This window comes from Kitasatospora sp. NPDC056138 (assembly GCF_042264695.1).
Taxonomy (GTDB): Bacteria; Actinomycetota; Actinomycetes; order Streptomycetales; family Streptomycetaceae; genus Kitasatospora.
The window spans coordinates 154,784-179,115 of the sequence record NZ_JBHJVK010000008.1 but is presented as its reverse complement, the minus strand read 5'-3'; the positions used below and the strand labels follow the sequence as shown (position 1 = coordinate 179,115).

Sequence of the window (24,332 nt, the reverse complement as noted above, 5' to 3'; positions counted from 1 at the left end):
AATAGTGTCGCGAGTGATCAGCAGCCAGTGGCTCGGCGGTGACCGCGGCGACCCCGCGCGTCCAGGAGGAAACGGCATGGTCCAGAACGGCATCACCACCCCGAAGCTCTCCTTCGGCTCGGACGAGGAGCCCGGCCACGGCACCCCCTACGCCCAGTACGCCCGGCTGGAGACCCTGCACAGCCTCCAGCACCCGCGCAGCAAGGTGGACGCCGAGCTGTCGTTCATCATCGCCACCCAGGTGATGGAACTGCTCTTCGACCTGCTGCGGCACGAGTGGACCACCGCCCAGCACGCCCTGCGCGAGGACGACGTGACCGCCGCGCTCGCCGCGCTGCGGCGCGGCACCCACGTCCAGGACGTGCTGACCTCCTCCTGGGACCTGCTGGCGACCATGACCCCGCAGGAGTTCGGCGCCTTCCGGCCGGTGCTCGGCGAGGCGTCCGGCTTCCAGTCCTCGGCCTTCCTGCGGCTGGAGTTCCTGCTCGGCAACAAGAGCGAGTCGCTGCTGAAGATGTACGAGACCGCCCCCGCCGTACACGCCGAACTCACCGCCGCGCTGAACGCCCCCGGCCTGTACGACGACGTGCTGGCCCTGCTGGCCCGGCGCGGGCTGGCCGTGGCGCACGAACCGGGCAGTGCCCGCTACCGGCCCACCGCACAGGTCGAGGACGCCTGGCGGCAGGTGTACACCGAGCCCGGCCACGCGGAGCTGGCACGACTGGGCGAGGCGCTGCTCGACACCGCGGAGCGGGTGACCCGCTGGCGGCAGCGGCACCTGTCGGCGGTCAAGCGCTCGATGGGCGCCAAGCCCGGCACCGGCGGCTCCAGCGGGCTGACCTGGCTGAAGCAGTCGGCCGACCAGGACGTGTTCCCCGAGCTGTGGAGCGTGCGCAACCAGCTCTGACCCGCGCCCGGTCCGCCCGGGGCACGGCGGACCGGGCAGCTCGGCAGCGGGCCCCTAGCCCGGCTTCCCTCCCTCCCCGATCGCCCTCCTCCATCGCTCTCCTCAATCGCTCTCCGGGGCGAACGCGTTGGCCAGGGAGTCGAGTTGCAGGGGCCGGCCGGGTGGGACCCCGATGCGTTCGGCGACGTCCACGATCCGCCAGGCGATCCGGTGCACCGCCATCTCGTACTGCTGGCGGTACTTGCGCAGGCTCGCCAGTCCGTACAGCCCCTCCTCCGTGTAGGACGAGCCGAGGCCGCTCTCCACGTACTGCAACCTGGCTGCCACCGGCGGGAGTTCGGACAGCGGCACCGGCGACCAGAGCACCGGGACGATCCCGCTGGACCAGCCCGTCAGCCGTCCCCGCCGTTCGAAGGCGGTCCACTCGCGCCCGCACCGCTCGGACCTGAAGTACCGCCGCGAGTACAGCGGGACCAGCACCCGGCAGCCGGCCAGCGCCTCGGACACCCGCTGCGCCGCCCCCGGATCGGCGGGATCCAGCCGGTCCATGAAGCCCGCGGGAACCGCGCCTGGCAGGGCGGTCAGCTGCAACACCTCCTCGGTCAGATCGGCGAACAGCTGGTCCACCAGCGGCTGCGGGCGGGCCGTCACCGGGTAGCTCAGGAAGAAGTACGGCTGCGCGGAGCCCTGCGGCTCCTGCACCGGTTCCTGGCGGTAGGTGCGCGAGTGCGAGGGGACGTTCGGCCGGCGGGAGGTCTGCATGCCCTGGGAGGAGCGCGGCGAGGGCGGCACACCGGTGACGGCCGGGTTCCGGGAGAACAGGAAGGGCCGCTGGGCGTTCCGGGAGAACGCCAGGGACCAGGACGGGTCGTCGGGGTCGTGCCCCAGCGCCTTCTCCAGGATCCCGGCGAGCTCCAACTCCGCCGCGCCGCCGGGCTCCCCCTCCCGGAGGATCTGGTTGAGGCCGGCAGCGAAGGAGGGCCCGGTCCGGGGTCGGACGCTGATCACCGTGTGGATCCCGGAGTCGGTCTCGTTGCCCTCGGCCGGCGGCCCCGGCTCGTCCTGCCAGCCGTCGAACACCAGCAGACGGTTGCGGGCCCGGGCGGCGGACAGCGTCCCCAGCACGCCCGCCCAGTCCAGGGCCGGCTCCCGCACCGGGGAGCCGAGCGTCAGCCCCTCTGCGGCCGGGTGGGCCACCGCGCCGCCGACGTAGACCACCAGCGCATCCTCCGCCTCGGTGACGGCGGCCCGCAGGGCGCGCTGGAACCCGGCCGGGTCGTCCAGGCCGACCCAGACGTGCTCCGCGGCCAGGCCGACCAGGGCACGGCTGGAGAGTGCGGCGGCCAGGTTGTTGAGGTCGCCGTAGGCGCGGAAGTCGTGGTCGGTCAGTGGTTCGATCACCGAGGCGCGGGAGGTGGTGAGCAGCAGGACGGCGCGGGAGCGCTCCGGATCGGGCAGGCCGGGCGGGGCCTGCGGGACCGGTACCGGCTGGCGGTCCGGCTGCGGTATCTGCTGGAGCACGGGCGCGGGCGGCCCGTCCAGCAGGCGCAGTGCGGCGGGGCTGATCAGGGCGAAGGCCCGCCGTTCGACCGGGACCACCGCTCCCCCGGTGTCGGTGGCCGCCAGGGCGGCGAACTCGCCCGGGACCCGGCCGGCCCGGTCGGCGATCTGCTCGCCGACCCTGGCGAGCAGCCCGACGGCCTGGTGGGTGGTCGAGCGCGGCAGCGTGTGCAGCAGCAGCTCCCTCACCCCCGAGCGGAATTCGAAGTGGTCACGGCGGCCCTCGCGCTCCTTCAGCAGTCCGCTGACCACCACCTCCGCGAGGTGCTGGGGCTGCGGCCGGGTGAAGCTGGCGCGCTGCAGCAGCCGCATCACGGGCAGGGCCGGGGTGGTGAGGGCGGTGAGTCCGGCCAGCGTGAACGCCTCCCGGGAGGCCACCGAGCGGAAACGCAGGACCAGTTCCTCCGGACCGAGCTCGTGCGGTTCGGGCAGCGGCTCGGCGTCCGCGGCCCGGTCCACCGGGGCGGCGCCGACCAGCAGCGCCGAGCCGACCACCTGACCGCCGGTCGGACTGCCCACCAGCCGGGCCCAGTTGGCGATCCACCCGGCTCCCGGTTCCAGTACGGGGACGGGCAGTTCACCGCGTCCCGGCAGCACCTCGCCGAACGGCGCGAAGCGGTACGCCGAGTTGGGCACCCCGGCTTCCGGCGCGGAGAGCAGGCCGACCTCGGGCGGCAGCGCGGCCAGTGGCCAGAGCCGTTCGGGCAGCGGCTGCACCACGGCCACCGGGGAGCGCCGGGCGAGCCGGTGCAGGGTCCGGTACCAGCGGCTGCCGGCCGCGCCTGGCCGCCACTGCGGGCCCATGCAGTCGCTGAGCACCAGGACGACCGTCCGGGCGTCCGCCGTCGGACGGTTCGCCGGCCGGCCGCTCGGGTCGAGGCAGTCCTGCACGACCTGGCGGAACGCCCCGGTCTGCACCAGCAGTGTGTGCAGCTCCTGGAGCAGCGGACGCCAGAGCGCCATGGTGGGTCCGCAGTCGAATATCAGGTGCAGGTCGAGCCAGCGTTCCGTGCAGGGCCGCAGTACCGGCAGCCAGGGCACCGGCCCCGGCCGGTACGGGTGGCCCGTACCGGCCGGCGGTCCGGCCGTCCGGTTCGCGGTGACCCCCTCGGCCAGGCGCTCGGCGGTCGCGGTCTCGTCCAGCCGGACGTGCCGGGGGTCGGGGACCCGGCGTTTGAGCGGGCGCAGCGCGCGCTGCAGGGTGAGCGGCCGGGCCAGCATCGGGACGCTCGGGGTGGGGATCGCCGCGACGGCGGCCACCGTGTCCTCCGGGTCGCCGGAGGCCAGGTGGAGGGCCGTCCGGACGCTCTGGCCCTCGCCGGCGGCGGTGCCGGCGCTGCGGCCGGCGGTCCGGTTCGGATCGGCGGGGCGGCGGTCGGGCCGACGGGTGCCGTGGCCGGCGCTGCCGTGGCCCGGCTCCTGCTCCGCGCCGCCCTCGCCGCTGCGGGCGGCCAGCCAGAGCAGCTCGGCGAGTTCCACCGGCCCGGGGTCGGCCAGGCCCAGCTCCGCCAGCAGGGCGGCGAGTTGGTCGAGCGGTCCGGGGGCGGGCGCCGCCGGGCCCGGCGGTCGGTCAGAAGACATCGTCGTCCTGGCCTCTGCTGAGGTACGGCATCACCTGGGCGGCGAGGGCGGCCCGGTCGGCGGCCTCGGCGAGTTCGGGGCGGGAGGTCAGGTAGATGGCGTTGAGCAGTTGGTCGGTGGCGAGTTCGCCGTCCTCCCGGCGGCCCAGGAAGACCTCGACGATCTCGCCGACCAGCCGGGCGTCCGCCTCGGGCAGGTGGGCCTTGACGATCTCCTCCAGCTCGGCGCCCTCGGGGCGGCGCAGTTCCAGGACGACGCAGCGGCGCAGGAAGGCCGCCGGGAACTCGCGTTCGGCGTTGCTGGTCAGCACGGTGAACGGGAAGGCCCGGCAGCGCACCCGGCCGCCCGCGATCGGCGCCCGGCCGCTCCCCTCGGCGGTGAGCACCCTGGCCTCGGGCTGCTGCGGTGCGGCGCGGACGAGTTCGTCGATCTCGTACTGGCCCTCCTCCAGGACGTGCAGCAGGTCGTTGGGCAGGTCGAGGTCGCCCTTGTCGATCTCGTCGATGAGCAGCACCCTGGGCCGCCGGTACGGGAGCAGGGCGGTGCCGAGCGGGCCGAGGCGCAGGTGCTCGTCGAGTCCGGCGCCGGGGGTCAGCGGGCCGGCCTGGTTGGCGGCGTAGAGCCGGGAGAGCGGGTCGTACTGGTAGAGGCCGTCGCGCAGGGTCGAGCGGCTGGTGACGTTCCAGCGCAGCACCGGGCCGAGGCCGAGCTCGCGGGCGACGGCGTACGGGAGGCTGGACTTGCCGCTGCCGGGCGGTCCGGTGACCAGCAGCGGGCGGCGGAGGTAGAGGGCGGCGTTGACGAGTTCGACGGTCTCGGGGGTGGGCCGGAAGGTGCCCGCCCGGTGGCCCGCGGTGGTGGCTCCCGGCCCGTTGGTCCGCTCCGGCTGCCCGGTCGGGCCGTCCAGCGGCGGGCCGCCGTCGAAGGCGCGCCAGGGCGGCGGCGGAGGCAGTTCGGCGAGCGCGTCGTGGGGCTCCTCGACGCCCCGGTAGATCGGCTTGAGCGGCATGGCTGCGGACCCTCTCCTGCTAGTCCGCCGGGCGGCGGGACGGTTGGGCGGTCGGGGCGACCCCGTAGGGCCGGTGCGGGCTCGGCACGACCTGCGGGTCCTCCCAGAGCAGTACGAGCCCGGCCGACCAGTGCCCGCCCGGGTCCTCGCCCTCCTCCGCCTGGTGACGCAACTCCCGCACCCGGCGCGGCAGATCGTCGGGCTGGAGATCGGCCAGCTCAGCTGCAAGTCTGGCAAGGAAACGCGTGTTCCGGCAGGTCTCGGCCTGGGCGTGGTCGGTGGTGCAGGCGTGTTGGGTCCAGAGCACGGCGGGCGCACCGGCCTTGAGCGCCGCCGCGAGCAGCGGCTCGAACGGGTTGCCCTTCGGCGGGCCCGGCAGAACCGGCAGGTCGGCGCGCGCCACCGGGCGCAGCCGCTGGTAGAGCCGCTTGCTGTCCGGGACCGCGGTGCACGGGATCGGGTAGACCGCGGCGCTGCGGTCCTCGCGCAGCCGGGCCCACTTCATCTCCAGGTGGCGCCGGTCGGCCGCGTTGCCCCGGCGCAGCTGGTCCACCACCACCACGGCGTGGTCGGCGCCGAGCGGGCCGAAGTCCTTGCGCCTGGCCCAGCTGTGCACGGGCTGGGTGATCCACTTCCGGGGCAGCGCAAAGATGATCAACTCCGCTCCGTCCGGCTCCAGTCGGCCGATCTCCTCCTCGATGCGCTCACGGACGAAGCCCGGCAGCATCGAGCCGAGCATGGTCCGCGAGTGCGGCTCGCCGAGCACACCGTCCCGGATCGAGGAGATCGCCACATGGAACATCCTGGTGCCGGCGCCGCTGGGCTGGATGTCCACCAGGATCGGACGCCAGCGCTCCCGGCGCGGGGTGCGGACGGGCTCCGGATGCCGCCGTGCGGCGGGGTGGGGGGCGTTGGCCGCACGCCAGCGGGCCAGCCCGGCCCGCAGCCGCCCGTCCCCGGTCGACTCGGCCACCAGCTCGGCGAAGTCCAGCACCGGGTGCGGACGGCCCACCGGCTGCGGAACCTCCGAGAGCAGGTACCAGCCCGCCTCCCAGACGTCGCGCGGCCGGGTCGGCGGATCCGGGCAGCCGAGCCGGCCGGCCGCCGCCCGGTACAGCTCCAGCGGATCGGCCGTCACCTCCGACCCCGTCAGCAGCAGCCTCAACTCCCGTACTGCGGAGGGCGGTACGGCCGCACCGGGCAGCCGGTCGGCCAGCTCGGGTGCGTATCGCGCGATCGCCTCCCCCGGCAGCATCTGGCCGAGCCTGACAGCCGGGACACCGGCCGGCCGCCGCACCCGGTCCTCCGCGCCGCGCCAGAGGGTGTCCTGCGCCGCCGTCACGATGCCGACCACCTCCCCGGTGGCGGCGACCACCACCGGGCCACCGCTGAAGCCCGGTGCCAGCGGCATCCCCGTGCCCTCGTGCTCCAGCTGGACCAGCTCACCGCCGATCCGCAGGGCCCCCCTGGTCAGCCGGACCTCGCTGCTCAGCCCGCCGTCGTGCCCCTCCGGGAACCCGTAGGCGGCCAACTGCGGTGCGTGCAGGCCGTTCCAGCCGTGCAGCGGCGCGAACCGGGCCGGGACGGCCGTGTACGACGGCAGCGCCGCATCCAGCTCCAGCACCGCCACATCGCCCGTACCGCCCGAGCGCTCCACCCACGGGCCGCGCACGGCGACGGTGGCGCCGATCGGCGAATGGTCGGGCCGGGCGGCCAGGTGGACGGTGGCACGGGTGCACCCCTGCACCACGTGCGCGCAGGTGAGCACCCGGCGCTCGGAGATCAGCACCCCCGCGCCGGTGGTGGCGAACGGGCCCCCGGTGGTGATCCGGGCGAGCCAGCTCACGTCCCACCGCGCCGGGTCGGCGCCCGGTTCGCGCCGGAGCGGCACGCCGTACGGCGGCTCGTCCGGCGGTGGTCCGGCGGGGTGCGGTTCGGCGTACCGGCGTTCGGTGTACCGGGCTTCGGCGCGTGCCGACTCTCCGCAGTCGCAGTGACCGCACGTGTGTCCTCGGGACGCGGGAACGCCGGAGACCGGTCCTCCGGCCGCAGGGCCGTCGTCGCCCGCCGAGTCCGGCGGGCCCGGTGTCCCCCGGTCCGGCAGGCGGCAGCCCGTCTCGTCACACATGGGCTCGTCCCGGGTCCGCGAGCCCGCCATCAGGATTCGTCGTGACCGGCCGGGATTCTCTCGGGTGCCCAGACCAGTTTGACGGTCAGATGGGCGTCGGTGGCAGTCCTGGCGATCAACGCCCCCGCCTCCGCCGAGAGTTTGACCCCGAACGCGATCTCCACCGCGTCCGGTTTCAGGCTCCCGTCACGGAACGCCGCGAGCGCCGACTCGGCAGCGACCCGGACACCCGCCAGGGCCTGCTCGAAGGTCGCCGACGCACGCTCCACCCCGGCGGCGACGACCGCCGAACCACGGCCAACCGGCTGCATTCCGTACGGGTCCTCGGCCCCGACGCCCTCCGTCTCGGCGCCTTCGACCCGCACCACCGCACCGCCGACCGTCACGAACTCCGCGTACTCGGGCAAGACTTCCCCCTCAGCAGTCACTTCAGGTCGTCCGACGAAGTCTCACGCGATCGTCGCACAGCGCGGTTCACCGCGCACCGATTCCCGACGGATCCCCCCGAGCGGGTGACCGATTCATCGGGTTATCGGGTGGCCGTGGGAGCTCCGCCCGAGCTGCGGAGCCCGTGCCGTCCGGTCAGCTGCGCCGCCCCTTGCGGCGGGACCACCCGTGGACCACGCCGCCGGCGGTGAGCAGCCCGCCGGCGACCAGGCCGACCGGAACGGCGAGCTCGGCACCGGCCCACGGAAGGCCGTGGTGACCCTCGTGACGGTGGTGGTGCGCGCCTCCACCGGCCCCGGTCGGCCCCGTAGGTCCGGTCGGACCGGTCGGACCGGTCGGCCCCGTGGAGCCGCACTCCGGCAGGTCCCTGGTGAACGGGCAGCTGTGGATCCCGTAGCCGCCCGCGCCCTCCTGGAGCAGGCTTCCGGCCAGGTGGACGCGTCCGTTGACGCCCGGGACGGAGAGGGTCCGGCCACCGGCCCGGGCCCGGCCGCCCGGTGCGGGCGGACACCCCGCCCGCCGGAGCCCGGACCTGCTGGTGTTAGCGTGCCGGGGGCTCCGCAGACCGGACCCCGCCGGTCCGCCCGCAGTCCGTCCGACCGGGACCGGCCACCGTCCGCGAAGGGTGTCTCCTCCCATGGCCAAGCTCCTGCTGAGCCTGCACGTCCTGGCCTCGGTCCTGTTCATCGGCCCGGTGGCCGTCGCCGTGAGCATGTTCCCGGCCCGCGCCAAGGCCGCCCTGGCCGCCGGCCCCGACCAGGTCTCGGCCGCCGCCTCGGTGAAGCTGCTGCACCGGATAACCCAGGTCTACGCACTGCTCGGGATCGCCGTCCCGGTGATGGGTGTCGGCACGGCGCAGGTGATGGGCATCATCGGCCAGACCTGGCTGATCGTCTCCATCGTGCTGACCGTGCTGGCGGCCGGCGCGCTGCTGCTGTTCGTCCTGCCCGCCCAGCAGAACACCGTCGACGCGCTCGACGCCGCGCCCGACAGCGAGGAGCACACCCGGGCGACCGGCGGCCTGCGTCTGCTGCCGATGACCGCCGGGGTGTTCAACCTGCTCTGGGCCGTGGTCGTCGTCATGATGGTCATCCGTCCCGGTTCGACGACCGGCGCCTGACCCCCGGCACCGACTCGCCGGGCAGCCGCACCGAACCGCGCCCTCGGGGACGCGGGGAACCGCGCCCCCGGCCCGTGGCCTGCACGGCGCACCGTTCCCCGCTTCCCCCTCCGGCGACTGCCGGGCCTAGGAACTGCCCGAGGCGGCCACCCGAGCCGGCCGCTCACCCCCAGGGGCGGCCGGACCGCCGCTGCCCGGCCGGATCCCGAACAGCGCCGCCGCGTTCCGGTAGCAGACCGCCCGCAGCCACTCCTCCCCCAACTCCAGCCCCGCCAGGGCCCGCAGGGCCTCCGCGTAGGGGTACGGGATGTTCGGGAAGTCCGTGCCGAGCAGGATGCGGTCCCCGAGGCCGGCCAGCCTCGGCAGCTCGCCCTTCGGGAAGGGTGCCGTCTCCTCGCTGAACCCGGTGAACGCCATCGTGGTGTCCAGGTGCACGTTGCCGTACCGCTCCGCCAGGTCGAGGAACTCCCCGTACTCGGGCAGCCCCATGTGCGCCACGACCAGCCGCAGCCGGGGGTGGCGCGCCAGGACGGCACCGATCGGCCCGGGGCCGGTGTGGGCGCCGGGCACCGGTCCCGAACCGCAGTGGGTGACCACCGGCGTTCCGCTCTCGGCGAGTTGGCCCCAGACGCCGTCCAGCAGCGGGTCGGCCGGGTCGTATCCGCCCACCTGGAGGTGCGCCTTGAAGACCCGCGCCCCCGAGGCGAGCGCCGTCCTGACGTACTCCTCGGCACCGGCCTCGGGGAAGAACGTCGCGGTGTGCAGGCAGTCGGGCGTGCGCGCGGCGAAGTCCGCCGCCCAGGAGTTGAGCCAGGCGGCCATCCGCGGCTTGTGCGGGTACAGCATCGCGGTGAACGCCAGGACCCCGAACTCCCTGAGCCGGTCTATCCGTTGCTGCTCCTGCTCGCGGTAGGCGATCGGCCAGGGGCGCCCGGTGAGCGGCCCCACCCGGTCGAAGTGGGCCCAGACCTTGGCCAGCACCCGCTCGGGCATGAAGTGGGTGTGCACGTCGATCAGGCCCGGCAGCCCCAGCTCCGCCCAGAACCGCCGGACTTCGACCGCCTCACGCATGCCGGGCCCGGGACAGGATCGCCTCGGTGTCCAGCCCGGTGGGCAGGGTGCCGTACGCGCCGCCGTGGTCCCCGCCGAGCCGGGAGGCGCAGAACGCCTCGGCCACCGCCGGGTCGCCGTGGCGGATGAGCAGCGAGCCCTGGAAGACCAGCGCCATCAGCTCGACCAGCCGCCTGGTCCGGTACTCGATCTCGTCCGGGTCGCCCAGCTGCTTGCGCAGTTCACCGACGGTGGCGTCCAGCCTGCGGTCCGCGCCGGCCGCCAGCTCGACCTCGCCGAGGAACGCCTCCACGGTGGCGGGCCGCCGCGCCATCGCGCGCAGCACGTCGAGCGCGGCGACGTTGCCCGAGCCCTCCCAGATGGAGACCAGCGGGGCCTCCCGGTAGAGCCGGGGCATGCCCGACTCCTCGACGTACCCGTTGCCGCCGAAGCACTCCAGCGCCTCCGCCGCATGGCCCGGACCACGCTTGCAGACCCAGTACTTGGTCACGGCCAGCCCCAGCCTCCTGACCAGCGACTCCTGTTCGTCACCGGCGAGGGTCAGGTCGGTGGCGGCGGCCAGTCGCAGGGCGGCGGCGGTGGCCGCCTCGGACTCCACCACCAGGTCGGCCAGCACGTTGCGCATCAGCGGCTGGTCGACCAGCGCCTTGCCGAACGCCCGCCGGTGGGTGGCGTGGTGGAGCGCCCGCACGGCGCCCAGCCGCATCCCGGAGGCCGCGCCGAGGGTGCAGTCGAGCCTGGTCATGTTGACCATCTCGATGATGGTGGGCACCCCGCGTCCCTCCTCGCCGACCAGCCAGCCCACCGCGCCGTCGTACTCGATCTCGGCGGAGGCGTTGGAGCGGTTGCCCAGCTTGTCCTTGAGGCGCTGCAGCAGGATCCGGTTCCGGCTCCCGTCCGGCAGGACGCGCGGCAGCATGAAGCAGCTCAGTCCGCCCGGCGCCTGGGCCAGGGTCAGGAAGAGGTCGGACATCGGCGCCGAGGTGAACCACTTGTGCCCGGTCAGCCGGTAGGTGCCGTCCGGGTTCGGCACGGCCGTGGTGGTGTTGGAGCGGACGTCGGAGCCGCCCTGCTTCTCCGTCATCGACATGCCCGCGATCAGGCCGCGCTTGCCGCCCGGCACCCGCAGCCCGAAGTCGTACTCGGTCGCGGCCAGCAACGGCTCCAGCTGTCCGGCCAGTTCTGGCGTGGCCCGGAGCGCGGGGACGGCGGCGTAGGTCATCGAGATCGGGCAGCTGTGCCCGGCCTCGACCTGGCCCCAGAGGTAGAACTTGGCGGCCCGTGCGGTGTGCGCGCCCGGCCGGCCGTCGCGCCAGGGCGCGGCGTGCAGACCGTGCGAGACGGCGACCCGCATCAGCTCGTGCCAGGCCGAGTGGAACTCGACCTCGTCGATCCGGTGGCCGTAGCGGTCGTGGGTGCGCAGCACCGGTTCGTTCTCGTTCGCCAGCCGGCCCCACTCGGCGGCCTGTTCGGTCCCGGCGAGCTCGCCGAGCCGGTGCAGCTCGGGCTCGGCCCAGTCGGCGCCGGCCCGGCGGAGCGCGGCGAGCAGGGTGGGGTCGGCGGCGACATCGTGGCCGTACAGGTCGGGCACCTGGTTGGTGACCTCGTGCGTCGACGGCATCACGTTCTCCTTAGGGAATCCGAGGGGCAGGGTCTAGGGGGTCTTCCCCGCCCGCCCGGCCGCCCAGGGCGCGCAGGGCGAAGGAGACCAGGGCGGGGATCACGTCGTCCGGGCCCGATCCGGCGGCGAGCGGGCCGACCAGGGCCTCGCCGACCGCGCCGACCAGGGCGGCGGCGGTCAGCTCGGCGTCCTGGCGGGGCAGTCGGCCGGTGGCGACGGCCGCGCGGATCTGCTCGGCGAACAGGTCGCGGAACGCCCGCCGGAAGACCAGGCGTTCGGCGTCCACCACGGCGTCGGCGGGCTCGACGAGCAGGGCGTAGGCGAGCCGGGGCGCCTTGAGGGCCCGTGCGGCGAAGGTCTCGACCACCGCCGCCACCCGCCCGTGCGGGCCTTCACCTCGGGCGGCGGCCGCCGCGACGGCCTCGCCGACGGCCGCCACCTCGCGGCCGACCACGGTCCTGAACAGCGCGACGGCCAGCTCGGACTTCCCCGCGAAGTGCTGGTAGACGCTGCCGGTGGCGATCCCGGCCCGGCTCGCCACCGCCGCCACCGAGCAGCCGCCGTACCCGCGCTCCGCGAGCAGCTCGACGGCGGCCTGCAGGACCGCCTCGCGCTGGGCGTCGAGGCGGGCCTGGACGGCGGGGGTGCGTCGATATGCCACACAAAGAATTGAAGCACTGATTCAGAACTTCGCCCAGGGGCTCGACCGGAACGGCCTGACCCGGCTCCGGCGAACCCGCGCCGGACCGGGCCTGAACGGGCGGACGCGCACAGCCGGACGGGCCGCCCGCGGGCGGCCCGTCCGGCGCGCGTCGCGCTCTGCGGAGGCTACGGCTGCGGCAGCGTGCAGGACGGCAGCGTGAGGTCCAGCCGGTTCCCGGCGGCGAAGCAGGACGGGATGGTGTAGGTCTCCTCGGCGTAGTTGATGCCCTGGCGTACCGTCACCTTTCCGTTCTCGTCGACCTCGCACGGGTTGTCGACGGTGCAGGTCTCACCGTCCTCGTTGCCGGTGTTGTTGACCGCGACGAGCTGCCCGGTGCCGGTGTCGACCACGGGCGAGCCCGAGGTGCCGCCGATGGTGTTGCAGCTGGGGGTGTACCGGACGGAGTCCTTCCAGGTCCAGTCACCCTCCTTGAGGCGGTAGACGAAGCCGTCGATGTTGCAGGAGTAGGTCTTCTTCCAGTAGCCGGAGACCACCTTGATCCCGGCGCCCGCGACCGGATGGGTCGTCGACATCGTCAACGGGCTGATGCCGTAACGGGACTTGATCGACGAGTAGGTGGTGTTGAGCTGGTAGAAGGTCACGTCCGTGTCGGTCATGGTGCTGTAGACGACCTTGCTGGCCCGCAACGTGCCGAGTCTGCCGCCGGTGGAGCTCAGCAGGGTGAAGCTGCGACTGGACGACTGGTTGACGATCACCTCGCCCGGGCCGGGCATCCCGGTTTCGAGGCAGTGCCCGTTGGTCAGGATCAGAGCCGGGTCGGTGTCCACGGAGTTGGGCATCCGCACCAGCGAGCCGGAACAGTCGCTGAGCGCCACCGTCCCGGAGAAGTCCACCGTCACGGCGGGGGCCTTGGCCGAGGTCGTGGTGGGGGCGGTCGGCGCGGCGGTCGCGGCCGAGGCGGGCAGGGCACCGGCCAGGGCGGTCGCCCCGGCCAGCAGGAGCGCGGAGGACGCGCCGATGAGCGGCTTCTTCATGAGAGTGCCTCTCGGTGTGGGGGTCCTCCAAAATTGGCGTGGGCATGTTGAGTTGTCAATACGAAGAAAGCAAGCAAGTACTGTCGGACCGTCAGGATGCACGGGATCGCACCGGGCCGCCAGCCGTCGGCCGAACCCCCGTCAGACGTCGCGCCAGTGCCGACGGCCCACGCTGATCAGTCGCAGCTGGGTCCGCGCCGTACCGGCGATCCGCTCCTGGGCCTCGGGTCCGTCCGCATCGAGGAAGGCGACGGCGGTCGCCACCATGTGGTCGACGTACAGCTCCGCGAGCATCCGCACGTCGGCCGCGCTCCAGCCCGCCGACTCCGGCTGCGCCCCGAGCGCCGCGGCGACCTCGTCGGCGAACCGCACCAGCTCGGCGGCGATCGCCGCCCGCACGGGCTGCACCCCGCCGTGCCGCTCGCGGGCCAGGAAGCGGACGTGGGCCCGGTGCTCCCGGACGTGCCCGGCGATCAGCTCGACCGTACGGTCGATCAACTCCCCGGCCTCACCCTGCTCGGCCAGCGCGCCCCGGATCATCCCGTGCAGGCTGGCCAGCGACTCCTCCACCAGGACCACCCCGAGCTCGGCCAGGTCCCGGAAGTGCCGATAGAACCCGGCCGGCGACATGCCCGCCGCACGGGTGACCTCGCGCACGCCGAGGCCGCTGAGGTTCTGATGCTCCAACAGGTGCAGGCCCGCATCGAGGAGGGCGCGGCGGCTCTGCTGCTTCTGGGCCTGTCTGACCCCCACGGTGTGACTCACATCATTCAGTAAACAACTGTTTGCTGACTCGCGCCAGCGTAGAGTGGAGAAGTCGGCGAACACTTGTTAGCCCAAATGTTCGCCGAGCCCGCCGGATCCCGGACCCCGGTTCCGGCGCCGCCGACCAACGTGAAGGGCTGACCGTGCTCCTCGCCGTCATCGTCGTCATGGGCCTCCTGGCCGGGGCCGCCATCCACACCTCGCTCCCGGTCTTCCTGACCGCCTCCGCCGCGATCGCCGCCTGGCTGCTCACCTTCGCCGCCCGTGAGCACCTCGCCCGCACCCGCACCGCCCGGTCCGGCCTCGCGCGTGCGCACCGGAACTGACAGCCCGAGACACCGCGCCGCTCCCCCAGGAGTCCTGCCATGAACCAGCTCAGCATCCAGCGTCCGACCACAGCCGCCCGGGACACCGACCGCACCGAGGGCGACCGGAGCACCCGGCGCACCGAACGCGTCGAGAACGCCGACCAGATGGCCGTCGCCTCGTTCATCCTCGGCCTGCTCGGCCTGCTGGTCTTCAACCTGGTGCTCGGCCCGCTCGCCGCGACCCTCGCCGCCCTCGCGCTGGCCCGGCAGACCCGCCGCCGGGGCCGCGCCCTGCTCGGACTGGCGCTCGGCCTCGCCGATCTGGCCGTCCTCGCGGCGACCGTACTGGCCGGTCACGGCACCATCTGGCAGCTCGGGGCCTGACCCCGTCTGCGCGTGGACCGAACGGGCGAAGCATTCACCCCCGGTCGCGGTTCGAGTATCCGTCAGGACCAGGCGTCAATACTCTGTCCCGGTACGGCTCTCACACATATGAGCACATGATCAACTGATCGACGGGACAGCAGCCTCGGGCAGCCACGGAGCGGCAGACCTCCGTGCGGCCGGCCCCCGTCCGGTCCGACCACGAGGACGCCCGATGCTCAGCCCCCTCCGCCTGGCTCCGACCCTTGCACCGATCGCCCTGACGGCCGGAACCCTGCTCGCCACCGCCTCCCCCGCACACGCCGCAGCCGTCCCCGGCCCGGGGTTCCCCGCCCACTACACCGCCCCCTACCTGGAGACCTGGCGGTCGGCCGAGAAGCTGACCGAGCTGCACCGGGCCACCGGACTCACGTACTTCACTCTGGCGTTCGTGATCAGCAACGGCAGCTGCCACGGCGCCTTCGACGGCACCATCCCGGTCGACGACAAGGGCTGGCAGTCCGCCGTGAACGGCCTGCGGGCGGCCGGCGGTGACGTCATCACCTCGTTCGGCGGCGGCAACGGCAGAGAACTCGCCCTGGTCTGCGACTCGGTGGAGACCCTGAAGGCGGAGTACCGCAGGGTGGTCGACAGCCTCAACCTGACCAGGATCGACTTCGACATCGAGGGCGGCTCCCTGGACAACACCGAGGCCAACCAGCGCCGCAACCAGGCGCTGGCCGAGCTCCAGCGGGAGTACGCGGCCGCCGGGCGCAGGCTGGCCGTGCACTACACCCTCCCGGTCAACCCCGACGGCCTGTCGCCCAACGCCGTCACACTGCTGGAGAACGCCAGGGACCAGGGCGTCGACGTGGGCGTGGTCAACATCATGACCATGGACTACGGCCCCGACTTCGACATGGGCAAGACCGCCACCACGGCCGCCGAGGGCCTGCACCGGCAGATGTCCGGGATCTGGCCGGCCAAGGGCGCCAAGGAGCTCTGGGGGATGCAGGGGAACACCCCGATGATCGGCGTCAACGACCACGCCAACGAGGTCTTCTCGCTGGCGGACGCCGCCACCCTGGCCGGGTTCGCCGCGGACAAGGGCATCCAGCTGATCGCCTACTGGTCGACGACCCGTGACAAGGCGTGCCCCGCCCACGGCGTAACCGCCGCCAACTGCAGCGGCACACCGCAGAACCCGCACGACTTCTCCCGCATCCTCAACCGGACCAGGCCGCACCGGCCGTCGGCGGCGCCGCACTGGCTGTCCTCGCACTGCACCAGCTGGATGGCCAGGACCTGTGGCTGGCGGACCGGCTGACGGCCCGGCCCCGCAGCGCACACGGCCGCCCGGCCGGGGAGACGGCCCTCCCCGGCCGGGCGGCCGGTGTTCGAGCGGCTCGACCGGTCCGGTGCCCCCCGGCGGAAGGGCCCCGGAGCGGTCGGTCCCGCGGGTCGGTCAGACCAGCGGCCTGATCGCGGTCGGGGCGTCACCCGGGCGGGTGGCGAGCTCCTCGAACTCGTTCACCTTGTCGATGTCGGCACCGGCCATCGAGATGTTGGTGACCCGCTCCAGGATCGCCTCGACGACGACCGGGACCCGGAACTCGGCGGCCAGCTTCTTGGCCTCCTCGAAGGCCGGCAGCAGCTGGTCCGGCTCGGTGACCCGGATCGCCTTGCAGCCCAGCCCCTCGGCGACCTTGACGTGGTCGACGCCGTAGACGCCCAGCTCCGGGGAGTTGAGGTTCTCGAACTCCAGCTTGACCTGGAAGTCGATGTCGAAGTTGCGCTGCGCCTGGCGGATCAGGCCCAGGTACGAGTTGTTCACCAGCACGTGGACGTACGGGATCCGGTGCTGGGCACCGACGGCCAGCTCCTCGATCATGAACTGGAAGTCGTAGTCGCCGGAGAGGGCGACGACCTGGGCATCGGGGTCGGCGGTGGCGACGCCCAGCGCGGCCGGGATGGTCCAGCCGAGCGGGCCCGCCTGACCGCAGTTGATCCAGTGGCGCGGCTTGTAGACGTGCAGCATCTGCGCGCCGGCGATCTGGGAGAGGCCGATGGTGGTGACGTAGCGGGTCTTCGGGCCGAAGGCGCGGTTCATCTCCTGGTAGACGCGCTGCGGCTTGATCGGCACGTTGTCGAAGTTGGTCTTCCGCTGGAGCGTGGCCCGGCGCTCCTGGGTGGCGGCGGCCCACTCGCTGCGATCCTTCAGCCGACCGGCCGCCTTGAGCTCCCCGGCCACCTCGACGAACAGCTGCAGCGCGGCCTTGGCGTCCGAGGCGATGCCCAGGTCCGGCGCGAAGATCTTGCCGATCTGGGTGGGCTCGATGTCGACGTGGACGAACGTGCGGCCCTCGGTGTAGACGTCGAGTCCGCCGGTGTGGCGGTTGGCCCAGCGGTTGCCGATGCCGAGGACGAAGTCCGAGGCCAGCAGGGTCGCGTTGCCGTAGCGGTGCGAGGTCTGGAGGCCGACCATGCCGGCGTTCAGCTCGTGGTCGTCGGGGATGATGCCCCAGCCCATCAGGGTCGGCACGACCGGCGTACCGGTCAGCTCGGCGAACTCGACCAGCAGCTCGGCGGCGTCCGCGTTGATGACGCCGCCGCCGGCGACGATCAGCGGGCGCTCGGACTCCTGCAGGAAGGCGATCGCCTTCTCGATCTGGGCGCGGGTCGCGGACGGCTTGTAGACCGGCAGCGGCTCGTACATCTTGGGATCGAACTCGATCTCGGTCAGCTGGACGTCGATCGGCAGGTCGATCAGGACCGGGCCGGGGCGGCCGGAGCGCATCAGGTGGAAGGCCTGCTGGAAGACGCCCGGGACCTGCGCGGCCTCCAGCACGGTGGTCGCCGCCTTGGTGACCGGCTTGGCGATCGAGGCGATGTCGACGGCCTGGAAGTCCTCCTTGTGGAGCCGGGCGACCGGCGCCTGGCCGGTGATGCAGAGGATCGGGATCGAGTCGGCGATCGCCGAGTACAGGCCGGTGATCATGTCCGTGCCCGCCGGACCCGAAGTGCCGATGCAGACACCGATGTTCCCGGCCTTGGTGCGGGTGTAGCCCTCGGCCATGTGGGACGCGCCCTCGACGTGGCGGGCCAGCGTGTGGTTGATCCCGCCGGAGGCCTTGAGAGCGGCGTAGAAGGGGTTGATCGCAGCGCCCGGCACGCCGAACGCGACCTCAACGCCTTCGCGCTTGAGGATCTCCACTGCCGCGCGGGCGGCTGTCATACGAGGCATCGGGTTTCTCCTGCGTCGGCCCGGTGTGGTGGTCGGGGCTCTTCCGCCATTCGCTTATTCCACGATACGGAATAATAGTTTTGGTATGCGAAAGCAAAGTAAGCCGACCCCCGCGCACCCGTCAAGAGGTGTTCGACCGGTGGGCGCCCGACTGAAGGCCCCGGCCGGGGACGGCGGGCTCGGCGGTCCTGCGGCATCGAGAGGGTGGGTGCGGCTCGGGACACCGGCGCCAAGTCCCCTCCGGCGCACGGCCGGAGGGGGTCAGGGGTCCGGCGCCGGGAAATCGCCGCCCGGGTCTGGAGTTCGGGCCCGCCGGGGTGATGGACTCTGACGCATCCGGCAGCGGCACGAGGGAGGGGCTCGAAATGGCTTCGCGGAGCGGTGGGGGCAGTGGAGCGGCACGGGACCGGTCGGCGTACCAGTTCGAGATCTACCTGAACGGCCTCGCCGGCACCGTGCCCCGGATGCCGACCGACCTCACCCGGCTGGAGGCCGTGGCCACCGAACGGCTCGGCCCCGGACCGGTCGGGTACGTCGCGGGCAGCGCGGGCAACGGCCGTACCGAGCGGGCCAACCGGGCCGCGCTCGACCGCTGGCGGATCGTGCCCCGGATGCTGCGGGACGTCAGCACGCGCGACCTGGCGGTGGAGGTGCTCGGGACCACCCTGTCGGCCCCGCTGGCGCTGGCCCCGGTCGGCGTGCTGTCGATCGTGCACCCCGACGCCGAACTCGCGGCCGCCCGCGCGGCCGCCGCGCAGGGCGTCCCGTACATCCTCTCCAGCGTCTCCAGCACGCCGATGGAGCAGGTGGCGGCCGCGATGGGGGACGCCGAGCGCTGGTTCCAGCTGTACTGGGGCAAGGACCGCGAGGTCACCCGGAGCTTTCTGCGGCGGGCGAAGGCATCCGGTTTCAGCGCGCTGTTCGTCACCCTGGACACCCCGCTGCTCTCCTGGCGTCCACGCGACCTCGACCAGGCGTACCTGCCGTTCCTGCGCGGCGTCGGCACCGCCAACTACTTCGGCGACCCGGCGTTCCTGGCCGGGCTGGCCAAACCGGTGGACGAGGACCGGGACGCCGCCGTGCTGCACTTCGTCGGGATGTTCGCCGACCCCGGGAAGACCTGGGCCGACCTGGCCTTCCTGCGCGAGCACTGGGACGGGCCGATCGTGCTCAAGGGCGTCCTGCACCCCGACGACGCCCGGCAGGCCGCCGACGCGGGCATGGACGGGGTGGTGGTCTCCAACCACGGCGGACGGCAGGTCAACGGCGCGATCGGGTCCCTCGACGCCCTCCCCGGTGTGGTCGCGGCGGTCGGCGACCGGCTCGACGTGCTGTTCGACAGCGGGATCCGCACCGGTGACGACGTCTTCAAGGCGCTCGCGCTGGGCGCCCGTGCGGTCCTGCTCGGCCGCCCGTACGCGTACGGGCTCGGGCTCGACGGGCAGGCCGGGGTGGAGCACGTGATCCGGACCCTGCTGAGCGAGTTCGACCTCACCCTCGCCCTCGCCGGCCACACCCGTGCCGCCGGGCTCACCCCGCAGGCGCTGAGCCGCGCGGACTGAGCGGCACTCCGCCCGGAGCACCGCTCCCCGGCCCCGGGCTCGGGGAACCGGGCGGGACCGGGGACGGCGGCATCCCCTCGGTGCGGCCCGCTCCCCCCGGGAGGGGGTGGTGCGACGGCCTCCGCCGCCCGCTGTCCTCCGCTCCGCGCGGTCCCCGTGCCCCGGGACGCCGCACGGCCGATCACATGTCCGACGACAGGAGGGATCCCGTATGACCGTCCCGAACGTGCTCGCCGTCGTCCCGCCGCACATGGGCGGCCGGGCGGCCGGTACCGCACTCGCCGCCCTGCTCACCGAACACGCCCGGGTCACCGTGGTGGAGGCGGCCGGGGAGGACCCGCAGGCGCTGCGGCAGGCCCGCGCGATCATCACCGCACTGTCCCCCGTCACCGCCGGGCACCTCGCCGCCGCGCCCGAGCTGGAGCTGGTCCAGTGCGCCAGCCACGGCTACGACTACGTCGACCTGGCGGCGGCCCGGCGGCAGCGGGTGACGGTCTGCACCATCGGCTCCAGCGACGCCGAACGCAAGAACGTCGCCGAGCAGACCTTCGCCCTGATGCTGGCCCTCGCCAAGCAGTTGATCCCCGCCCACACCGCACTCGCCCGGGCCGACTGGGCGCTGCCCCGCCTGCAGCCGTCCATCACCGAACTGTCCGGCAGGATGCTGGGCATCGTCGGCCTCGGCGCGATCGGCCGCGAAGTCGCCCGGCGCGCGGCCGCGTTCGACATGACGGTCCAGTACGCGGGGCCCCGGCCCGCCCCCGCCGAGGTCGAACTACGGCTCGGCGCACGGCGGGTGGACCTCGACGAACTGCTGCGGACCAGCGACTACGTCTCGCTGCACGCACCGCTGACCGACCGGACCCGCCATCTGCTCGACGCCGAGCGGCTCGCCCTGCTCAAACCCACCGCCTTCGTGGTCAACACCGCGCGCGGCGCGCTGATCGACCAGGAAGCGCTGGCCGACGCCCTCGCCGCCGGTGCGCTCGCCGGGGCCGGCCTGGACGTGTTCGACCCCGAACCACCGACCGCCGGGCTGCGCCTGCTCCGCGCCCCCGGGGTCGTGCTGTCCCCGCACGTCGGCGGGGTCACCAGGGAGACCGTCGTCCGGATCGCGCTGGCCGCCGTGCAGAACGTGACCGAGTACCTGGCGGGCCGCCCACCGCGCGACGCCGTCTCCTGACCGGCGGGGCGGCGCCGTCGCGCCCGGCCGGGCGCGCCTCACCCCCGGCCGGGCGCCGTACGGGCGGCCCGGCGGCCGACTCCTGCGGTACGACTCGGCGGGCGGCGCCCGGACCGGTGTGTTTGTGTGGACAGCATTGGCCCCGGCCGTCCCACGAACTCCCCACCGGGAGAGGTGATCCCCCGTGACGCTGCCTCCGTTCGGGTCCGACGACCCGTTCTCCGATCTGCTCAGCAGGTTCTTCGGCATGAGCCCGCTCTCCTCCCCGCCCGCCGTCCAGCGCGTACCGATCGGCCGGATGCTGAGCGACTCCGCCAGGACCCTGCTCGCGGTCGCCTCCGACCGGGCCACCGAGGACGGCAGCAGCGACCTCGACACCGACCACCTGCTCTGGGCCGCCACCCAGGTGGAGCAGTCCCGGCATCTGCTGGAGCGCGCCGGAGTCGACCCCGACCGGCTCGCCGAGGACCTGCACGGGGCACTCCCCGCCGGGGCCGCCGCGGGCCGCGCCGACAGCGAGCCGTCGCTCACCCCCGCCGCCAAGCGCGCCCTGCTCGCGGCGCACGCCCGTTCGCAGGCCGCCGGCGCCTCCTACATCGGTCCCGAGCACATCCTGGCCGCCCTGTTCGGCGAGGACCGCTCGGGCGCCGGCCAGGCCCTGCGCAACGCGGCCCCCTCCGAGGGAGCGCTGCGCAGCGCCCTGGAGAGCCGGGGCAGCGGCGGCGAGCGGGCCGCGGCGACCGCCGACGGCAGCGACACACCGACCCTGGACGAGTACGGCCGCGACCTCACCGAGCAGGCCCGCGCGGGCCGCCTGGACCCGGTGGTGGGCCGGGCCGCGGAGATCGAGCAGACCGTCGAGATCCTCTCCCGCCGGACCAAGAACAACCCGGTCCTGATCGGCGAACCCGGCGTCGGCAAGACCGCCATCGTCGAGGGCCTGGCCCAGCGGATCGTCTCCGGCGACGTCCCGAGGAACCTCGCGGACCGACGCGTCGTCAGCCTCGACCTGACCGGCCTGGTGGCAGGGTCCAAGTACCGGGGCGACTTCGAGGAGCGGCTGAAGAACGTCATCGACGAGGTGGTCGCCGCCGAGCAGAGCGTCATCCTCTTCCTGGACGAACTGCACACCGTGGTCGGCGCCGGAGCGGGCGGCGAAGGCTCGATGGACGCCGGAAACATCCTCAAACCCGCCCTCGCCCGGGGCGAGTTGAGCGTGGTCGGGGCGACCACCCTGGACGAGTACCGCAGGCACATCGAGAAGGACGCCGCGCTGGAGCGCCGCTTCCAGCCCGTCCTGGTGCCCGAACCGTCGGTCGAGGAGACCGTCCAGATCCTGCACGGCCTCCGGGACGCCTACGAGGCGCACCACCAGGTCCGCTTCTCCGACGAGGCCCTGGACGCCGCGGCCGCGCTCTCCGACCGCTACGTCAGCGACCGGTTCCTGCCCGACAAGGCCATCGACCTGCTCGACCAGGCCGGCGCCCGGGTACGGCTGCGCAGCCTCTCCGGCAGCGGCAAGACCGTCGAGGCCCAGGACCGGCGCACCAAGCTGCGCCGTGAACTGGACGAGGCCGTGGCCGACGAGGACTTCGTCCGCGCCGCCAACCTGAAGACCGAACTCCGCCAGGTCGAGGACGAGTTGGCAGCAGTCGCCGAGGACCGCGAGGGTGTCGTCGCGGTGACCGTGGACGACATCGCCCAGGTCCTCTCCGCCCGCACCGGCATCCCGGTCGCCCAGCTGAACGAGACCGAACGCGAACGGTTGCTGAAGCTGGAGGACCACCTGCACCGGAAGGTCATCGGCCAGGACGAGGCGGTCACCGCCGTCGCCCAGGCGGTCCGCCGCAGCCGGGCCGGCATGGGCGACCCGCAGCGCCCCACCGGCAGCTTCCTCTTCCTCGGCCCGACCGGCGTCGGGAAGACCGAACTCGCCAAGGCCCTGGCCGAGTTGCTCTTCGGCGACCCGGACCGGATGATCCGCTTCGACATGAGCGAGTTCCAGGAGAAGCACACCGTCTCCCGCCTGGTCGGCTCCCCGCCCGGCTACGTCGGCTACGACGAGGCCGGCCAGCTCACCGAGGCGGTCCGCCGCAAGCCGTACAGCGTGCTGCTCTTCGACGAGGTGGAGAAGGCGCACCCCGATGTCTTCAACATCCTGCTCCAGGTGCTGGACGACGGCCGGCTGACCGACGCCCAGGGCCGCACCGTCGACTTCCGCAACACCGTGGTCATCATGACCAGCAACATCGGCTCCCAGCGGATCCTCGACCACTCGGGCCGGGTGGACGAGATCCGCGAGGACCTGATGCGGGACCTGCGCGTCCAGTTCAAGCCCGAGTTCCTCAACCGGATCGACGAGATCATCGTCTTCCACGCCCTCGGCAGGGAGGAGCTGCTGTCGGTGGTGGACCTGCTGCTGGCCCGCAGCGAACGTCTGCTCAAGGCCCAGGACATCGGCCTCGAGGTCACGCCGGAGGCCAGGCAGTGGCTGGTCGACAAGGGCTACCGGCCCGAGTTCGGGGCCCGGCCGCTGCGCCGCACCATCCAGTCCGAGCTCGACAACCGGATCTCCAACCTGCTGCTGGACGGCAGCGTCCGGGAGGGCGACACCCTGCGGGCCGACGTCGCGGACGGCGAGCTCACGGTCTCCCTCGCCCGCCCGGCGGCGTCGGCACCGGCATCGGCGCCGGACTGACCGCGCCCTTCAGCGGAGCCCGGCCGGTCTCACGCCCATGGATCGGTGAACGCCCGTCCGGGGACCGGCTTGGCGATGAGGGCGATCGGGATGAAGAAGCCGACCTGTCCGATGGCGATGGTCAAGGTCGCGAGCGCCTTCTCCTCGTAGTGCTCGGACACCTGGGCGTACAGCTCGTCGGACACCCGCTCGCCGTGTGCGGACGGCTGGAGCACGGCTTCCACCAGAGCCAGCGCGGCACGCTCGGCACCGCTGAAGCACGGTGCGTCCTGCCAGGACGCCACCGCGGTGATCCGCTCCTCCGACTCCCCGGCCTTGCGCAGAAAGCCCGTGTGCAGGACGGTCAGGTAGGTGTTGCCGACGATCTGGCCGGCCCGCAGCTGGACCAGGCTGATCGTGGTCCGCGGTACCGAGCGGTTGCCGGTGGCCCTGAACAGTGCCGCCGACACCTCCGCCAGCTCGGGGACGAGCTCCAGCGGGTCCTGGGACATCCGCGGACCCATCGGCACCTCAGCAGTGATCGAACGTGCTTCCATCGTCGTCTTCCCTCCGGGCTTCAACGTGCTGTCACCGCTCTGACAGATCACGGCGCAGGAGTGTGACCGATGGAGAGAACTCACTGCCGGGAGGCCCGGCGCCGGGCCGGGATCGCGCTGAAGACCCGCCACCTGCGCGGGTTGGCGGCACCCACCGAGTAGGGCAGGCCGACGGCCGCGCTACTTGATGAGAGGAGTCCGCAGTGGCTGCGGTTTCCGGGCAGGGCGCGACCTACAGCCTGCCGAACCACCACGGTGAGCCGTACACGGTCACGCCGACCGAGACACCGTTCCGGTCCGCGACCGCGGCCTGTCCGGCGGCAAGCCGCACCAGGAGCGTCGAGTTCGAGTGGCAGACCGTCGACCGGCACCGCCCGCTCCCGCGCCGACGTCTCCGACGTGCTGGAGATCCAGTGGATGATCTACGGCGAGGCCGGCCCGGAGTGCGGCGCCGAGACCTGCCACGGCCTGATCAAGGACCTGACGCGACGGCCTGACAACACACCGAAGTGGCGGCATGGACCACCCCAT

At 73.2% G+C, this 24,332-nt stretch carries 20 protein-coding genes; 8 read left to right on the top strand and 12 right to left on the bottom strand.

The annotated features are described in order from the left end of the window. The first annotated feature begins 13 nt into the window (after positions 1-13). Positions 14-907 (top strand): tryptophan 2,3-dioxygenase, encoded by an 894-nt coding sequence (locus ACFC1R_RS08675; RefSeq protein ID WP_375934856.1) that lies wholly within the window; start codon positions 14-16, stop codon positions 905-907. A 102-nt stretch (positions 908-1,009) separates the two neighbouring features. On the opposite strand, the gene ACFC1R_RS08670 is transcribed toward ACFC1R_RS08675, so the two are convergent. The 5 genes from ACFC1R_RS08670 to ACFC1R_RS08650 form a co-directional block, all read right to left on the bottom strand. After that, the gene (locus tag ACFC1R_RS08670) at positions 1,010-4,048 is read right to left on the bottom strand and encodes a TIR-like protein FxsC (protein WP_375934853.1); all 3,039 of its coding nucleotides are present in this window, start codon (positions 4,046-4,048) and stop codon (positions 1,010-1,012) included. Continuing rightward, a complete protein-coding gene (locus ACFC1R_RS08665; protein WP_375934850.1) occupies positions 4,038-5,057 on the bottom strand; it encodes an AAA family ATPase in 1,020 nt (339 codons plus the stop codon). The genes ACFC1R_RS08670 and ACFC1R_RS08665 overlap by 11 nt, the downstream gene beginning before the upstream one ends. Positions 5,058-5,076: 19 nt before the next feature. After that, complete coding sequence (locus ACFC1R_RS08660) at positions 5,077-6,903, bottom strand: trypsin-like peptidase domain-containing protein (protein WP_375934847.1); 1,827 nt, start codon at positions 6,901-6,903, stop codon at positions 5,077-5,079. A 311-nt stretch (positions 6,904-7,214) separates the two neighbouring features. Beyond that, positions 7,215-7,592: a CU044_2847 family protein gene (locus ACFC1R_RS08655; protein ID WP_375934844.1), complete on the bottom strand. Its 378-nt coding sequence runs from the start codon at positions 7,590-7,592 to the stop codon at positions 7,215-7,217. A 175-nt stretch (positions 7,593-7,767) separates the two neighbouring features. Next, positions 7,768-8,271 (bottom strand): hypothetical protein, encoded by a 504-nt coding sequence (locus ACFC1R_RS08650; RefSeq protein ID WP_375934841.1) that lies wholly within the window; start codon positions 8,269-8,271, stop codon positions 7,768-7,770. Here ACFC1R_RS08650 and ACFC1R_RS08645 point away from each other — a divergent pair. Beyond that, entirely contained in the window at positions 8,270-8,752 is a 483-nt protein-coding gene (locus ACFC1R_RS08645; protein WP_375934838.1) for a DUF2269 family protein, read from the top strand. The two genes, ACFC1R_RS08650 and ACFC1R_RS08645, sit on opposite strands and share 2 nt — an antisense overlap. A 126-nt stretch (positions 8,753-8,878) precedes the next feature. Here ACFC1R_RS08645 and ACFC1R_RS08640 read toward each other — a convergent pair whose 3' ends face one another. The 5 genes from ACFC1R_RS08640 to ACFC1R_RS08620 all read right to left on the bottom strand — a co-directional run bounded on the left by ACFC1R_RS08640 (position 8,879) and on the right by ACFC1R_RS08620 (position 13,907). Continuing rightward, positions 8,879-9,823: an amidohydrolase family protein gene (locus tag ACFC1R_RS08640; RefSeq protein WP_375934835.1), complete on the bottom strand. Its 945-nt coding sequence runs from the start codon at positions 9,821-9,823 to the stop codon at positions 8,879-8,881. Then, the gene (locus ACFC1R_RS08635; protein ID WP_375934832.1) at positions 9,816-11,444 is read right to left on the bottom strand and encodes an acyl-CoA dehydrogenase family protein; all 1,629 of its coding nucleotides are present in this window, start codon (positions 11,442-11,444) and stop codon (positions 9,816-9,818) included. The genes ACFC1R_RS08640 and ACFC1R_RS08635 overlap by 8 nt, the downstream gene beginning before the upstream one ends. A gap of 10 nt (positions 11,445-11,454) precedes the next feature. Then, the gene (locus ACFC1R_RS08630) at positions 11,455-12,105 is read right to left on the bottom strand and encodes a TetR/AcrR family transcriptional regulator (RefSeq protein ID WP_375934829.1); all 651 of its coding nucleotides are present in this window, start codon (positions 12,103-12,105) and stop codon (positions 11,455-11,457) included. Positions 12,106-12,272: 167 nt separating this feature from the next. Next, positions 12,273-13,142 carry a serine protease gene (locus ACFC1R_RS08625; RefSeq protein ID WP_375934826.1) on the bottom strand — a complete coding sequence of 290 codons (870 nt, stop codon included), beginning with the start codon at positions 13,140-13,142 and terminating at the stop codon, positions 12,273-12,275. A 141-nt stretch (positions 13,143-13,283) separates the two neighbouring features. After that, the gene (locus ACFC1R_RS08620; protein ID WP_375934823.1) at positions 13,284-13,907 is read right to left on the bottom strand and encodes a TetR family transcriptional regulator; all 624 of its coding nucleotides are present in this window, start codon (positions 13,905-13,907) and stop codon (positions 13,284-13,286) included. Between the two features lie 143 nt (positions 13,908-14,050). Here ACFC1R_RS08620 and ACFC1R_RS08615 point away from each other — a divergent pair, with 143 nt between their 5' ends. The 3 genes from ACFC1R_RS08615 to ACFC1R_RS08605 all read left to right on the top strand — a co-directional run bounded on the left by ACFC1R_RS08615 (position 14,051) and on the right by ACFC1R_RS08605 (position 15,905). Beyond that, positions 14,051-14,233, top strand: a complete 183-nt coding sequence (locus ACFC1R_RS08615) for a hypothetical protein (RefSeq protein ID WP_375934820.1) — start codon at positions 14,051-14,053, stop codon at positions 14,231-14,233. A 39-nt stretch (positions 14,234-14,272) separates the two neighbouring features. After that, on the top strand, positions 14,273-14,599 hold the full coding sequence (locus ACFC1R_RS08610) for a DUF4190 domain-containing protein (RefSeq protein ID WP_375934817.1): 327 nt from the start codon (positions 14,273-14,275) through the stop codon (positions 14,597-14,599). Positions 14,600-14,813: 214 nt separating this feature from the next. Next, positions 14,814-15,905 carry a chitinase gene (locus tag ACFC1R_RS08605; RefSeq protein ID WP_375934814.1) on the top strand — a complete coding sequence of 364 codons (1,092 nt, stop codon included), beginning with the start codon at positions 14,814-14,816 and terminating at the stop codon, positions 15,903-15,905. Positions 15,906-16,043: 138 nt separating this feature from the next. Here ACFC1R_RS08605 and gcl read toward each other — a convergent pair whose 3' ends face one another. Continuing rightward, a complete protein-coding gene (gene gcl / locus ACFC1R_RS08600) occupies positions 16,044-17,822 on the bottom strand; it encodes a glyoxylate carboligase (protein WP_375934811.1) in 1,779 nt (592 codons plus the stop codon). A 365-nt stretch (positions 17,823-18,187) separates the two neighbouring features. On the opposite strand from gcl, the gene ACFC1R_RS08595 reads away from it, so the two are divergent. From ACFC1R_RS08595 to ACFC1R_RS08585, 3 genes are all read left to right on the top strand, one after another. Beyond that, the gene (locus ACFC1R_RS08595) at positions 18,188-19,384 is read left to right on the top strand and encodes a lactate 2-monooxygenase (protein ID WP_375934808.1); all 1,197 of its coding nucleotides are present in this window, start codon (positions 18,188-18,190) and stop codon (positions 19,382-19,384) included. A 211-nt stretch (positions 19,385-19,595) separates the two neighbouring features. Further along, entirely contained in the window at positions 19,596-20,567 is a 972-nt protein-coding gene (locus ACFC1R_RS08590) for a 2-hydroxyacid dehydrogenase (RefSeq protein WP_375934805.1), read from the top strand. Positions 20,568-20,751: 184 nt separating this feature from the next. Next, positions 20,752-23,265 carry an ATP-dependent Clp protease ATP-binding subunit gene (locus tag ACFC1R_RS08585; protein ID WP_375934802.1) on the top strand — a complete coding sequence of 838 codons (2,514 nt, stop codon included), beginning with the start codon at positions 20,752-20,754 and terminating at the stop codon, positions 23,263-23,265. 29 nt (positions 23,266-23,294) lie between these two features. Here the strand turns inward: ACFC1R_RS08585 and ACFC1R_RS08580 are convergent, their stop codons facing one another. Continuing rightward, positions 23,295-23,801, bottom strand: a complete 507-nt coding sequence (locus ACFC1R_RS08580) for a carboxymuconolactone decarboxylase family protein (protein ID WP_375934800.1) — start codon at positions 23,799-23,801, stop codon at positions 23,295-23,297. Positions 23,802-24,332: the final 531 nt, after the last annotated feature.